Origin of the sequence: Paenibacillus sp. GM2 (genome assembly GCF_900069005.2) — a bacterium.
Taxonomy (GTDB): Bacteria; Bacillota; Bacilli; order Paenibacillales; family Paenibacillaceae; genus Fontibacillus.
The window spans coordinates 2638216-2651928 of the sequence record NZ_LN831279.1 but is presented as its reverse complement, the minus strand read 5'-3'; the positions used below and the strand labels follow the sequence as shown (position 1 = coordinate 2651928).

Here is a 13713-nt window from a genome sequence, read left to right as displayed (position 1 = left end):
TTTGGCATTTATTTTGCCCGGGGCAGCTCTTTTTTTGAATGATAAAAAAAGGACCCTGAAGGCTGCCTCCACAGCCTTCAAGTCCTGCCCAAGCTTTTATTTAGAAAATCGGATCAGCTTCGACAATCACTTTAACGTTCTTGATATAACGGTCTTCAGGCCCTTTTACAGGCAATCCGACCGAGACGTGATCCTGAATATAATCGATATTGTCCTGGGAGATCACCTCACCAGGCAAGAGGATCGGTATTCCAGGAGGATAGACATATATAAATTCGGCAATAATCCGGCCAGCTGACTCCGCAAACGGAACCACCTCGGTATCAGCATAGAAAGCGTCGCGAGGAATAAGCGATAATTGCGGAATTTCCGGTATTTTAACGATCAATTCGTTGGCGTTGCCTTCTTTATAATATAAACTGGACAGCTCGCGCAGAGCGATCAGTAACGTATCAACCGTCTCCTGACTGTCTCCAGGCGTAATCAGACACAGAATATTGTACATATCGCTAAGCTCGACTTCTATCTTGTAATGTTGTCTGAGCCAGTTTTCCGTCTCGTAGCCGGTGATTCCCAAATGGCGGACATGAATCGTCACCTTGGTAGGATCGAGGTCGTAGGTGGCTTCACTGCCGAGAATTTCGCGACCGAAGCTGTACAGGCCTTCAATGTCGTTCACGCTGCGGCGAACATATTCAGCTAATCGAATCGATTCTTCGGCCAAATCGTGACCATGAAGGGCCAGGGTTCTTCTCGCTGTGTCCAGCGAAGCCAGCAACACATAAGAAGTCGAGGTAGTGGTCAGCATGCTCATAATCGTCTGGACACGCTGAGGGTTCACATAGCCATTCTTCGTGTTCAGATTGAGCACAGAGCTCTGGGTCATAGATCCGCCCAGCTTGTGAACGCTGGTTGCAGCCATATCCGCTCCAGCTTGCATGGCAGACATCGGCAAATCCTCATGGAAATGAATATGAACGCCATGCGCTTCATCCACGAGAACGGGAACATGATAGCTGTGAGCCAGGTCAACAATTTCCTTCAGATGGGCGCAGACCCCATAGTAGGTCGGATTAATAACCAATACCGCCTTGGCGTCAGGGTGCCTCTGCAGCGCTCTGCGTACCGATGAAGTCGTAATTCCGTGATCGATTCCGAGATTGGCATCCTGAGCCGGGGATACGAAGACAGGCTTTGCTCCGGAGAAAATAATCGCCGACATGATCGATTTATGGATGTTTCTTGGTACGATAATCTTATCCCCAGGTGAGCAAACAGACAAAATCATAGTTATGATGGCTCCACTGGTTCCTTGCACCGAGAAAAAGGTATAATCCGCCCCAAAGGCATCGGCTGCAAGGTTTTGGGCTTCTTCAATTACGCCCGACGGCTGATGGAGATCATCAAGCGGGGCAATATTGATTAAGTCAATAGACAGAGCATTATCGCCAATAAAATCATGAAACTCTTTATCCATACCCTGGCCTTTCTTATGTCCGGGAATATGGAATTGTACAGGGTTAGTGGCCGCATGCTGCTTAAGTGCAGTAAATAACGGCGTACGTTGATGATCCATTTCGTCGTCTTCCGCCTTTCTTAAAAAATTAACAAGCTTGAGTATAGCAAAAAGCGACCGGAATGCAAGAAAAGATTCCGCCGCAAAGAGGAATTCTGTGATTCAGCAGGTAAAAGCAGCCAAAAAATTGGGCAAACTGATATCAATCAAGAAAGGGAGATTACTTCCCGGGGAGGGGTGAGCAGATGAAACTGACATCAAAGCTGGTTAACAAATCATTGTTAACTCCGACCTTTGTTTGTCTGTGGATTATTATGTTTCTGGTCGAGTTCGTCAAAGGTTCTTTGCTGGTATCGGTGCTTCCGGTCTATATGGGGGATGTGCTGAAGCTTAGCGCTTTCCTGATCGGACTTTCCTTCTCGCTTCAGTATATCGGGGATAACCTGTTTCGAAGCCCAGCGGGCTGGCTTGTAGAACGACTCGGGTTCCGCGTGACGATGGCGGTTGGACTATTGATCACACTAGGGGCGGTGCTGATTCTCAGCTTCATTAAGACGGTAGGCTTTATTGTGCTCGGCTGCGCACTGCTTGGGATTGGTACGGCCCCTTTATGGCCTTGTGTAATGATGGGGATCTCCGCAGTGACGAAGGAGAAGAAAAACTTTGGCACAGCGATGGGAGTTATCCAAATTTCCAGTCTTGGCGGAACAGGACTTGGGCCGATTATTATCAACTTCCTCGTTAGCAGGTCTTACACGCTGGTATTTTGGTTCCTGCTTGCCTGCATGGCCGTGGTGGTCATCATCTCGCTATTCTTGCCTGGCAAAGGAAATAAGCAAATGTACGCCGCAACCAGGGGTGAAGGGCAGAAGGGAAAAATGCGCGCACTGCTGCAAAATATTCGTCATACGCTGCATCACATCCGCCATAATTTGAAGGTAAGCCCGTTCCTCTACCCGGCGCTCTTCCTCCAGACCTTTGCAATCGGATTATTGACACCGGTCATAACGTTATATGTTAGAACGGAACTGGGACTGTCGCCTGAAGCTTACAGCGCTATGTTAATTGTTGGCGGGGGGATCGCCGTCGCCGGATTGATTCCGGTCGGCAAATTAGTGGATCGTTACGGGACAAGCCTGTTTTTGAACGTTGGCTTTGCCTCCGCCGCTATCTCAATCTGTCTATTTGCCCTTACCCGCTCGATTCCAATCGTCTGGGTTCTAGTTATCCTGATCGGGCTTAGCTATACCTGCATTCTGCCAACCTGGGATACGATGCTGTCGCATTTGATTCCGGAGAGGGAGAAGGGAACGGTCTGGGGATTTTTCTTGACGATTCAGGGCTTCGGCATGATTATCGGCCCGATCGTCTCGGGGAAATTATGGGATTGGCTGGGCCCATCCGCCCCATTTTTGGCCAGTGGCTGTTCGATGGGTTTGCTGTTCTTCGTGCATCTCATCCTCTCCCGGCCTAGCTACCGTCTGCGCACCGAATAAGCACGGAGGTTGATTATACGGATAACGCCTGATCCGGAAATCCGGGAGATGGAGGACAGCACACTTATATCTTTTTAAAAAGAGGCTTTGTACAGTGGCTGCAAGGTGGCAAAGGTTTCTTCGATCTTAGCCAGCAGCTTCTCACCATCGAGCAGAATGGGGTCATCGCGTTCGATCCGCAAGCCGCACATCATTTCCGCCTTTTTGACGTTTTTGAGCCGCTCAGCCATCTTCTTCAGCTCAGCGGGGGTAACTTCGGCATGTGGGGTACCTACCGGATTAAAGTGATCCATGGACCAGAAGAAATGTTCGGGCACCATCTTCTTCACCTTGGCCGCATGCTTGTCCAGAAAATCGGCGAATATAAGCTTGTTCGGGCTCTCATAAATCACGGCAAAAATAATGAACAGATGGGTAGAGAACAGTCCCACTTCGAAATGGGGCAAAGCCTTATATCCGCGTTTGGCGCTTGCCAGGGCTACCCAGGTATCAATCGGCGGATTGACCTTTCTCCGGGCATGCTTGGCAACATGGGGGTACATCTCTTCGCCGCATAATGCGGACAGATAGGTGGATAGTGTCTGGCCCAGCTCCTCCAGCTTGGGTCTGACCTGGGCAATAATCGCTCCCATCCTGCCTTCCAGACCAGGTACCGTGAATGCATCGAAATCCTGCGTGGTGAAACCATTGAAATTCGTCATCATGATTAACCTCCATATCCGGTGCTTCAATCAAGCACATTATGTCCAATTTAACTGTATTAGAAGTAATTCAAAACGTTATTTGAACCTATATTTTAGTATAGCATAAACATCGTTATAGCTAGGTTGTCCATTCAACAATACTAATAGGCGTAAACTTTCCTGCGGGGGCCTTTTGCGGCCCTTTTGTTACAGATCGGGCTTAGAGATGGGGAAAATTAATCAATAATCCAAGTTCCGTTACATAATATGAAGTATAAGATAAAGTAAGCCGCAATCGGGAGATGAAGGTGAGAGCTAAACGCAGACAACATCGGCTTTTAGCACTCTCACAAATGATGAGGAGGGAGTGCCGTGAATAAAAGTTATGAGGTGGAATACTGCAACCTGGAACTCCGATTCGACCGTCGGCACATTCAGCAATTGATCCGTGATCTGATCCAAGACGGGTATTCTTTATACTGGAGCGAGAATGAGACGACTTTCATCATCTCAGTCCGCACAGGCCGCAAGCTAACGAAGCTGCGTTTTCAGCGTATAGCGAATGGATACAAGCTGGTTGGCGATTATGTCATTAAGGATGCCAAGCTGGCCGAGTGGCTGGAGAAATTGATCGGCGATCTACGCGGGCATGCTGTCGTAAAACGGTTCAAAGATCGGCAGATCGTGGTCGAGAACATTCTGTTCGGAGAACTTATCCGACAGGTAGAAATCAACGGAGTGGAACATAAGGTGATTTACCAAAAAGGGCCTGTGGTTGATGTGAAGAAAATGGCTGAATTATATATGGCTCAGCTCGCGGAGAAGCAGCTTGAGAGCCTTCAGAAGGAGCTTGATGCAGAACTTGAGAAACTGTATGATGCTCTGCAAAAGGGAGATCAGGAGAGCGCCGAGGCTTGCAAGGAGAAGCTTCGCAAGATCCGGCTCGAATTAATCCGCCTGGAGTGGTAATGAATAGCCTTATCAAGGATGATTGACCGCCCTTTTGAAAATGAACTAAATACGAACAATATAATTTTTGCAATTTGTGCAAAATATTATTGCAGGCCCCCTGACTACCTGGGGCTTATTTTATGAGGATATGATGAAGGTATTCACTTCTATTCACAAAAGAGTTAAAATGATAGTATTGAAAAAAATAAACAGTGAGTAAAGGATGGAGACCATGTCAAAACAACAAATTGGCGTTATTGGCCTTGCCGTTATGGGCAAGAATTTAGCCTTGAATATCGAAAGCAGAGGTTTCACCGTATCGGTGTTTAACCGCTCTCCGCAAAAAACTCATGATTTGCTCGAAAACGAAGGCAAAGGCAAAAAGCTTGTCGGCACCTTCTCCATTGAAGAGTTCGTTCAATCTCTGGAAACTCCACGTAAAATTTTAATTATGGTACAAGCCGGTGCAGCTACCGACGCTACGATTGAGAGCCTGCTCCCTCATCTGGATCAAGGCGATATTATTATCGATGGTGGCAATGCCTACTTCCCGGATACTCAGCGCCGCAGCAAAGAACTCGAAGCCAAAGGATTCCGCTTCATCGGTACTGGCGTATCCGGCGGGGAAGAGGGCGCGCTTAAGGGGCCTTCCATCATGCCAGGCGGACCAGAAAGCGCCTATAAACTGGTAGAACCTATCCTGACGGCCATTTCTGCAAAAGTGAACGGCGATCCTTGCTGTACATATATTGGACCGGATGGTGCCGGGCATTATGTGAAGATGGTGCATAATGGTATCGAATACGGGGATATGCAGCTTATTGGCGAAGCTTATCATTTGCTGAAGGATGTCCTCGGCACGGATGCCAAGGAACTGCATGAAATTTTCAGCGAGTGGAACAAAGGCGAGCTTGACAGCTACCTGATCGAGATTACAGCCGATATCTTCTCGCAATACGATGAAGAAACCGGCAAACCTATGGTTGACGTTATTCTTGACGCAGCCGGACAGAAGGGTACGGGCAAATGGACAAGCCAAAGCGCACTCGATCTTGGAGTTCCGTTGTCCATGATCACTGAATCCGTGTTCTCCCGCTTCTTGTCTGCGATGAAGGAAGAACGCGTGGCTGCAAGCAAAATTCTGAGCGGCCCGGCTCAGAAGGAATTCCAAGGCGACAAGCAGGAATTCATTGAAAATGTACGTAAAGCTCTGTTTGCGAGCAAAATCGTCTCCTATGCTCAAGGTTTTGCGCAAATGCGTGCGGCATCCGATGAGTATGGCTGGGATTTGAAATACGGCAATATCGCTATGATCTTCCGCGGCGGCTGCATCATTCGTTCGCAGTTCCTGCAAAATATTAAGGATGCTTATGATCGCGATGCTGCGCTTAAGAACCTGCTGCTTGATCCTTACTTCAAGAATATCGTTGAGAGTTATCAAGAGGCTTGGCGCAAAGTCATTGCCGCAGCCGTCGAGAACGGTATTCCGGTGCCTGGCTTCTCCAGCGCTTTGGCTTACTATGACAGCTACCGTACAGACCGCTTGCCGGCGAACCTGCTGCAAGCGCAACGTGATTACTTCGGCGCCCACACCTTCAAGCGTGTAGACAAAGAAGGCGTATTCCACCATCATTGGTTCTAAGCCTGACGGAGCAGCCGGGCAGACAAGCCTGTATCTCAACAGAGGCTTCATTAGATAGAGTGAAAATAAGACGTCGCACCCAGCGGATTGCCGCGGCTGCGGCGTCTTTTTGGAATCAGCGGCTTATTTCCTGATGGACTGACGGATAGGCAGTGCCACAGTAACATGCTCTGTGTTATGATATGAAAAAAGTTGCTGCCAAAGTGGAATTAAAGTAGGTGAGATGTTGAGTAGTCCCAAGGATAATATTATACTTGTCGGCATGATGGGGACTGGCAAATCAACAGTAGGGGCGCATTTGGCTGATAAGCTTGGCTACCGTCTGATTGATCTTGACCAGCAGATCGTGCAGCAGGCCGGCTGCGCTATTCCGGAGATTTTTGCAGAGAAAGGTGAAGCTTATTTCCGCGATTTGGAATCGGATGTGCTTGATCGGGTCCTGCAAGAGGAAGGGATCGTTCTGGCCACTGGTGGAGGGGCTGTGCTGCGGGAGAGCAATTGCAAGTGCATGCTCGGACGCGGTCAGGTTGTGGCCCTTGCGGCTACGGTAGAGGAGATTCTAAGCCGGGTTGGCGAGGATAAGAATCGCCCCTTACTGGCCGGGGGCGCGAAGCAGCGGATAGAGACCCTGCTGGATGAACGCAAGCACGCTTACCGGTTCGCACATCATCATGTGAATACGACAGGCAAGAGTGTTGAACAGGTGTCAGATGAAATTTTAATGCTTTGCCGCGGTTAATCATCAATCATAAAGGAGAACTCATAGTATGGATGTTATCGTTAGACCAACGCCTGAGTTAAGGGGAGAGATCGGAGCGTTATCGTCAAAGAATTACACAACACGTTATTTGCTGGTTGCCGCGCTGGCGGAAGGTACAAGCACGATTTATTATCCGGCCCACAGCGAGGACAGCGATGCGATGCGCCGTTGTATAGCTGATCTTGGCGCTGTGTTGGAAGAGGATGAGGAGAAAATCGTCATCACTGGTTTTGGGCGGCATCCGAAGGATATCAAGGAATTGAACGTAGGCAATGCAGGAGCTGTGCTGCGTTTTCTATTAGCAATTGCCGCCTTGTCTCCGGATATAACCTTTGTAAATACGTATCCTGATTCATTGGGCAAGCGTCCGCATGATGACTTAATCGAATCCTTGCAGAGCATGGGGGTTGAAATTGAGCATCGGGATGGCAAGCTCCCAATTACTGTTCATGGAGGCGGGCCAAAGGGTGGCAAGATTAAAGTATCCGGTGCGGTCAGCTCGCAGTTCCTGAGCGCTTTATTGTTCCTCACGCCATTGCTTGAAGAGGACAGTGAGATTGAGGTGGTTAATGACCTGAAATCGAAGGTCGTTATCGGACAAACGCTGGAGGTGCTGGAACAGGCGGGCATCGTTATCCAGGCCAGCGAGGACTTGATGAATTATAAAGTGCCGGGTCGTCAATCCTACCAAGCGAGGGATTATACGGTGCAGGGAGACTATCCAGGGTCGGCGGCGATCTTGGCCGCTGCGGCGGTGACAAATTCGGATGTGAAGGTGCATCGTCTGATGGAACAGAGCAAGCAAGGGGAGCGGGCAATCGTTGATGTGTTGCGGATGATGGAAGTTCCTTTAGCCCATGAGAACGGAGTCGTTCACGTCCGCGGCAATGGCCGCTTGCAGCCGATTGAGTTCGATGGCGACGCAGCGACGGATGCCGTACTCGCCATGGTAGCTGCTGCGGTCTTCGCCGATGGCACATCCCGTTTTTATAATGTGGAGAATTTGCGGTACAAAGAGTGTGACCGCATTACTGATTACTTGAACGAGCTCCGCAAAGCCGGTGCTGATGTGGAAGAACGCCAGGCGGAGATTATCGTGCACGGTCGTCCAGGTGAACTGCCAGGCGGCGTTACAATCAATGCGCATTATGATCATCGCGTTATTATGGCTTTGACTGTTGCAGGTCTTCGTTGCCAGCAGCCGCTGATCATTAAGGATGCGCATCATGTTGCCAAATCGTATCCCGGATTTTTCGACCATATTACCGCACTTGGGGGTAATGTGGAGTGGGTTGAAAACGGGACTTTGTGAACATACATTTAGAGAGGAGCAAGTGAAATGGCATTTGAAAATCCAGGCAGAGAGACAATCAAAGACATTCTAGAGAAGGCCGGAAATATCGCGATTGTGGGTTTATCCGATAAGCCGGATCGCACTTCTTACATGATTGCTGAGGCATTGCAGAGCAACGGATACCGGATTATCCCGGTCAACCCTGTCGTCTCGGGTGAAATTCTCGGCGAGAAGGTCTATCCCTCGCTTAATGATATTCCTGAGCCTGTAGATATCGTCAACGTCTTCCGGCGCAGCGAATATACGCCTGAGATCGCCAAGGAGGCGGTTGAGATCGGTGCTAACGTATTGTGGCTGCAGCAGGGCATTATTAGCGAGGAAGCGGCTGACATCGCCGCTAAAGGCGGGCTCACCGTCATTATGGACCGCTGTATTAAGGTGGAGGATAGCCTCCTGATCGGCAAACGCCACGGTTAAGAGCATCGATCCGAGCCAATATGATCTTGAATATCGTCCGGTATAATGTATGCCGGGCGATTTTCACTTGTCTGCGTGCATAAGTTAAATTCTGGAAGCTTTAAAACGTTCCGCAAGTTAGCTGGGACAAGGCTTCAGGGCATATTTTTTTGCACTATTTCCTTTGACAAAAGAATGAGGCTGGGCTTACCATTAAGAAATAGAGAGAGACTATCCTATAAATGCGTGTTCAATAGTCAGGCTTAAGCCGTGGCTGGTTGAACAACCTCTATAAGGGTTTTAAATAGGTTTAGGGGGTCGAAACATGATACAAGGTATTGGTGCAGCGGCTGGTGTTGCCATCGGCAAGGCATTTGTGCTGCCCACCTGGGAATGGGATGTTCCGGATCGGCGAATGGAAAGTGTGGATTTGGCCAAGGAGTTCGAAAGGCTGTATGAAGGCATTAGAACATCCAAGACCGAAATCGAGTTCATGAAGAACGAGATTAAAGAGACGGTTGGAGTAGCAGAATCTAACATTTTTGATGCACATATCGCGATACTGGAAGATCCTGTTTTTATGAGTGAAATTCGCGGGATTATAGAGCGTCAATACAAAGCGGCCGAAGTGGCTGTTAAAGAAGCGATCGATCATTTTGTAACGATGTTTGATCTGTTGGATGATGAGTATATGAAGGAGCGGGCGCTTGATATTAAGGATGTCGGCAACCGGCTGCTTAAGCATTTGCTCGGAACCCCGGATATTACACTGCCTTCTGATACGCAGCCATATATCCTGGTAGCCCGGGAATTGTCCCCCTCACAGCTTGTCCACTTGAACCCGCAGCATGTGCTGGGGATGGTAACGATAGCTGGGGGCAAAACCTCGCATTCGGCAATTATGGCACGAGCGCTTGGAATTCCACTCGTCTCAGGCCTGGAGGATTCCTTGACAGAGATATTTAAGACAGGCGATCTTCTGGTGATTGACGGGGATGAAGGAGCTATTTTCTTAAACCCGGATCATGTCATTATCGATCAATATACAGCGATTGCCGAGAGACAGCGGCGCCGGAAGGAACAACTGCAGCTGCTCGCTTCGGTGGACCCTGTAACGAAGGATAATGTGCGGATGAAGCTGGCCGGCAATATTAGCTCGGTGAAGGATCTGGAGCTGGCCTTCAAATATGGAGCGGAGGGAGTTGGCCTGTTCCGGACGGAATTCCTGTATATGGATCGGCTGGGCTTCCCAAGCGAAGAGGAGCAGTTTGAGGTCTATCGCCAGATCGCCGAGAAAATGGGGGAGCATTCGGTTGTAATCCGGACGCTGGACATCGGCGGGGATAAGCAGCTGGAATACTTTACAATTCCTGAAGAGGAGAACCCGGTTCTGGGATTCCGGGCCATTCGTATAAGCCTCGATAATAAAGATATTTTCAAAACGCAGTTAATGGCTATTCTGCGGGCAAGTGCTTACGGTAATGTAAAAATTCTCTATCCGATGATCTCCTCGCTGGAGGAGGTTCGCAAAGCGAAGGAAATTTTGCAGGAAGCCAAGCAAGAACTTACCGCTAGAGGAATTGCCTATGACGACAATATACCGATCGGGGCGATGATCGAGGTTCCAGCTGCTGTAGCGATAGCGGATCTTCTGGCTCAGGAAGTGGATTTCTTCAGCATAGGCACGAATGATCTGGTTCAGTATGTACTTGCTGTGGATCGGATGAATGAGAAGATTGCCCAGATGTATCATCCTTTTCACCCGGCGGTGCTGCGCATGCTTCGCCAGACCGTGATGGCGGCGAAGGAAGCGGGAATTCCAATCAGCGTATGCGGCGAGCTGGCCAGCGATGAGAGGGCGCTTCCGATTTGGCTCTATCTCGGGGTAAGCAATCTGAGCATGTCATCGCAATCCCTTCTTCGCGTCAAACACCGGATACTGAATATTTACGCCAGTGAGAGTCGTGAATTAGGCGCCCTTTGCTACCGTCTATCAACAAGCACCGAGGTGGAAGCGGAGCTGGTTCGTTACTTGGGTAGCGAAGCACGTTAATTCTGGTCTGATATAGAACGAGCTATGTAAAACAACAGCACCGGAGGATTAACCTCTGGTGCTGTTGTTTTCTCTAAACTTACTTAGCGGCGAGCGCATCAACATAAGCCTTGCCGTAAGGCGGCAAATCCGGCGGACGGCGTGCAGAGATGATATGTCCATCGACAACAACAGGCTCATCCTTCCAGATTGCTCCGGCATTCTCCATATCGTCGCGGATGCCTGGTGTCGAGGTGACCGTGATGCCTTTCAGGATCCCGGCCGAGATCAATACCCAACCGGCGTGGCAAATCTGTCCGATCGGCTTCTGGGCCACATGCATCTCGCGGATCATCTCCAGTACCTTGGGATAGCGGCGGAGCTTGTCCGGCGCCCAGCCTCCGGGTACAAGGATGCCGTCATATTGCTTTGCAGATATTTCCTCGAAGGAGAATTCAGCTTCTGCGGGAACCCCATATTTACCGATGTATTTTTTGCCTTTCTCCGGGCCGACGAGATGAACTTCGGCTCCCTCTTCGCGGACGCGGTAAATCGGATACCACAGCTCCAAATCCTCGAACTCTTCATCTACCAACGCGATCAATTTTTTTCCAGTTAGTCTCAATATAGTCTCCTCCTGTCTGAAATGAGTCTTGACGAAAATCGATTTCAATATTTTAATTGTATCAAATATAATTAAAGTTTACATACAGCACAGATGTGATTATTGAGGTGATACCGTGCATTTATTTTGCCGTTGCGGCCAGTCCATGACTCTTAGCTTTCGGATGCTAGTTTTCGAAAATATGTATCAAATCGATTTGGTTCCTATTCTGGAATGCGAAGATTGCTCTTATTATGAATTAATTCCATCAATTAAGCAGGATGTAACCAGGCTGTTGGCCGAACTGAAGGAACAAAGCCGAGAAGGAAGAGTTGTTTTTACGAGTGTAAATGAGCTTGCTTCCGTATTGTACGACATTTACAAGTCGGGGCAGGAATTATTGGAGGTGTCCTCATTTAATACTTTTTTGGTGGAGAAATGCGAGGAGCGCATTAATCTCCTACTGGATTTGTACGGGTATGCGAGTAGAGCGGGAGACGCTGACTGGATGGAAGAAATCTCATTTCGCTTAGCGGCTTTATCCTCATTTGTGAAAAAACGCCAATTTTTAGAAACGAAGTAAATGAATTTAAAAGAAATGACGAATAAAGTTGTTTTTCAGTGGCGCATTTTGTTAATATAACATATGGCAAGGTACAGATACTTAAAGTGCGTGTTCAAAAAGACCAGTTTTCAGCCCTAAGAAGGTGATGAAGCTTGAATTACACTTTTTGAATTACCTCTAAATGAAGAAGGGATGGATATGTCATGTATAATTTGCTAAGAATAACATCCATAGAAGACCTTCATAGCGCTTTGCAGCAATCCACTAGTCAGCCGCTTTTGTTGTTCAAACACAGTACTCGTTGCCCGATCAGCGTCGGGGCGCATCGAGAGTTTACAGCATATTTGAATGCGGCTCCCAATGAGGGAGTTATATATGGTTTGATTTATGTGATTGAAGATCGAGAGGTATCTAATGCTGCTGCCGAGCTGCTTGGCGTAAAGCATGAATCCCCTCAGGCAATACTCGTCAAGAATGAGCAAGCGGTATGGAATACTTCCCATTCACAGATTACTTCCGAAGCTCTACAAGGAATTCTGGGATAAGTGAAGCGTTATCATTGCACAAAGTAATATTTTGTCGTATCATTAAACTAATTGGGGTACTGGACCTTACCGGATGAACGAGTGAAAATCTATTGGCAATGGAGAGAAGAATGTGACGGTTACCATTTACGATGTGGCACGTGAAGCGGGCGTTTCGATGGCGACGGTTTCTCGGGTTGTAAACAACAATCCGAATGTCAAGCCGCAGACCAGGAAGAAAGTATACGAAGCGATTGAACGTTTGGGATATCGTCCAAATGCGGTGGCAAGAGGTCTTGCCAGCAAGAAGACGACCACGGTCGGAGTGGTCATCCCAGACATCTCAAATTCAATTTTTGCAGAGATTGCGCGAGGTATCGAAGACATCGCCAACATGTACCACTATAACATTATCCTATGTAACGCAGACAAGAAGAAGGAGAAGGAGATTCGTGTCGTAAATACCTTGCTTGAGAAGCAGGTGGACGGACTTCTTTTCATGGGCGGAGTAGTAACAGAAGAGCATGTTCAGGCATTCCAGACTTCGTCTGTTCCGATCGTACTTTGTGCGACGAGCGACGAGAAGGGCATGTTCCCATCCGTGGATATTGACCACGAGGCTGCTGCATTTGATGCAGTGAGTACGCTGATTCGTCATGGTCATCGCAATATTGCTATGATCAGCGGTACTTTGCAAGACCCGGCGAACGGTTATGCACGTTTTCAGGGCTATAAACGCGCTCTCGAGACGGCTGGAATCGAGTATCAAGAGGATTTGGTGCGGATTGGCAACTACCGCTACGAATCCGGTGTCGAGGCTATGAAGTATTTCCTCGGTCTCAAGAAACGGCCGACGGCTATATTCTCAGCGACCGACGAAATGGCTATTGGAGCTATTCACAGCATTCAGGATGAAGGTCTCAAAGTTCCTGACGACTTCTCCATTATCAGCGTGGACAATATTCGCATGGCATCGATGGTACGTCCGCAATTGACGACGGTGGCCCAGCCGATGTATGACCTGGGTGCGGTCGCTATGCGCTTGTTAACGAAGCTGATGAAGAAGGAAGCGGTGGACAACCCGCATGTGATTTTGCCTCATGAGACGATTTTACGTCTCTCTGTCAGTCATGTGTAATGCTTAACTGGGCCTTAGCTATGCTGATGGCCATCAGATAGAAGATAGACAC

At 48.6% G+C, this 13713-nt stretch carries 13 protein-coding genes; 10 read left to right on the top strand and 3 right to left on the bottom strand.

What is annotated here, in order from left to right:
- Window positions 1–100: 100 nt before the first annotated feature.
- Window positions 101–1576: an aminotransferase class I/II-fold pyridoxal phosphate-dependent enzyme gene (locus tag BN1360_RS21800; protein WP_068781973.1), complete on the bottom strand. Its 1476-nt coding sequence runs from the start codon at window positions 1574–1576 to the stop codon at window positions 101–103.
- A 185-nt stretch (window positions 1577–1761) separates the two neighbouring features.
- On the opposite strand from BN1360_RS21800, the gene BN1360_RS21795 reads away from it, so the two are divergent.
- Window positions 1762–3012: an MFS transporter gene (locus tag BN1360_RS21795; RefSeq protein WP_068781972.1), complete on the top strand. Its 1251-nt coding sequence runs from the start codon at window positions 1762–1764 to the stop codon at window positions 3010–3012.
- Between the two features lie 74 nt (window positions 3013–3086).
- Here BN1360_RS21795 and BN1360_RS21790 read toward each other — a convergent pair whose 3' ends face one another.
- Complete coding sequence (locus BN1360_RS21790) at window positions 3087–3716, bottom strand: YktB family protein (protein ID WP_068781971.1); 630 nt, start codon at window positions 3714–3716, stop codon at window positions 3087–3089.
- Between the two features lie 351 nt (window positions 3717–4067).
- Between BN1360_RS21790 and BN1360_RS21785 the strand changes: the two genes are divergently transcribed.
- The 6 genes from BN1360_RS21785 to ptsP all read left to right on the top strand — a co-directional run bounded on the left by BN1360_RS21785 (window position 4068) and on the right by ptsP (window position 10851).
- Entirely contained in the window at window positions 4068–4664 is a 597-nt protein-coding gene (locus tag BN1360_RS21785; protein ID WP_068781970.1) for a hypothetical protein, read from the top strand.
- A gap of 214 nt (window positions 4665–4878) precedes the next feature.
- On the top strand, window positions 4879–6288 hold the full coding sequence (gene gndA, locus BN1360_RS21780) for an NADP-dependent phosphogluconate dehydrogenase (RefSeq protein WP_068781969.1): 1410 nt from the start codon (window positions 4879–4881) through the stop codon (window positions 6286–6288).
- A gap of 223 nt (window positions 6289–6511) precedes the next feature.
- Entirely contained in the window at window positions 6512–7027 is a 516-nt protein-coding gene (locus BN1360_RS21775) for a shikimate kinase (protein WP_068781968.1), read from the top strand.
- A 28-nt stretch (window positions 7028–7055) separates the two neighbouring features.
- The gene (aroA, locus tag BN1360_RS21770; protein WP_068781967.1) at window positions 7056–8360 is read left to right on the top strand and encodes a 3-phosphoshikimate 1-carboxyvinyltransferase; all 1305 of its coding nucleotides are present in this window, start codon (window positions 7056–7058) and stop codon (window positions 8358–8360) included.
- A gap of 27 nt (window positions 8361–8387) precedes the next feature.
- On the top strand, window positions 8388–8819 hold the full coding sequence (locus tag BN1360_RS21765; RefSeq protein WP_068781966.1) for a CoA-binding protein: 432 nt from the start codon (window positions 8388–8390) through the stop codon (window positions 8817–8819).
- A 304-nt stretch (window positions 8820–9123) separates the two neighbouring features.
- Window positions 9124–10851, top strand: a complete 1728-nt coding sequence (gene ptsP, locus BN1360_RS21760; protein WP_068781965.1) for a phosphoenolpyruvate--protein phosphotransferase — start codon at window positions 9124–9126, stop codon at window positions 10849–10851.
- A 79-nt stretch (window positions 10852–10930) separates the two neighbouring features.
- On the opposite strand, the gene BN1360_RS21755 is transcribed toward ptsP, so the two are convergent.
- Entirely contained in the window at window positions 10931–11458 is a 528-nt protein-coding gene (locus BN1360_RS21755) for a type 1 glutamine amidotransferase domain-containing protein (protein WP_068782516.1), read from the bottom strand.
- A 160-nt stretch (window positions 11459–11618) separates the two neighbouring features.
- Here BN1360_RS21755 and BN1360_RS21750 point away from each other — a divergent pair, with 160 nt between their 5' ends.
- The 3 genes from BN1360_RS21750 (at window position 11619) to ccpA (ending at window position 13661) form a co-directional block, all read left to right on the top strand.
- Window positions 11619–12017 carry a hypothetical protein gene (locus tag BN1360_RS21750; RefSeq protein ID WP_229521072.1) on the top strand — a complete coding sequence of 133 codons (399 nt, stop codon included), beginning with the start codon at window positions 11619–11621 and terminating at the stop codon, window positions 12015–12017.
- A gap of 185 nt (window positions 12018–12202) precedes the next feature.
- On the top strand, window positions 12203–12544 hold the full coding sequence (gene ytxJ / locus BN1360_RS21745) for a bacillithiol system redox-active protein YtxJ (protein ID WP_068781963.1): 342 nt from the start codon (window positions 12203–12205) through the stop codon (window positions 12542–12544).
- 112 nt (window positions 12545–12656) lie between these two features.
- A complete protein-coding gene (gene ccpA / locus BN1360_RS21740) occupies window positions 12657–13661 on the top strand; it encodes a catabolite control protein A (protein WP_068781962.1) in 1005 nt (334 codons plus the stop codon).
- Window positions 13662–13713 lie beyond the last annotated feature (52 nt).

What these genes read in the sequence shown, in the direction of transcription:
- BN1360_RS21750 (WP_229521072.1), top strand. Translation starts at nt 11,619, where the DNA reads ATGCTAGTTTTCGAAAATATGTATCAAATCGATTTGGTTCCTATTCTG.
- BN1360_RS21800 (WP_068781973.1), bottom strand. Translation starts at nt 1,576, where the DNA reads ATGGATCATCAACGTACGCCGTTATTTACTGCACTTAAGCAGCATGCG.
- ytxJ (WP_068781963.1), top strand. Translation starts at nt 12,203, where the DNA reads ATGTATAATTTGCTAAGAATAACATCCATAGAAGACCTTCATAGCGCT.
- ptsP (WP_068781965.1), top strand. Translation starts at nt 9,124, where the DNA reads ATGATACAAGGTATTGGTGCAGCGGCTGGTGTTGCCATCGGCAAGGCA.
- BN1360_RS21795 (WP_068781972.1), top strand. Translation starts at nt 1,762, where the DNA reads ATGAAACTGACATCAAAGCTGGTTAACAAATCATTGTTAACTCCGACC.
- BN1360_RS21765 (WP_068781966.1), top strand. Translation starts at nt 8,388, where the DNA reads ATGGCATTTGAAAATCCAGGCAGAGAGACAATCAAAGACATTCTAGAG.
- gndA (WP_068781969.1), top strand. Translation starts at nt 4,879, where the DNA reads ATGTCAAAACAACAAATTGGCGTTATTGGCCTTGCCGTTATGGGCAAG.
- BN1360_RS21775 (WP_068781968.1), top strand. Translation starts at nt 6,512, where the DNA reads ATGTTGAGTAGTCCCAAGGATAATATTATACTTGTCGGCATGATGGGG.
- aroA (WP_068781967.1), top strand. Translation starts at nt 7,056, where the DNA reads ATGGATGTTATCGTTAGACCAACGCCTGAGTTAAGGGGAGAGATCGGA.
- BN1360_RS21790 (WP_068781971.1), bottom strand. Translation starts at nt 3,716, where the DNA reads ATGATGACGAATTTCAATGGTTTCACCACGCAGGATTTCGATGCATTC.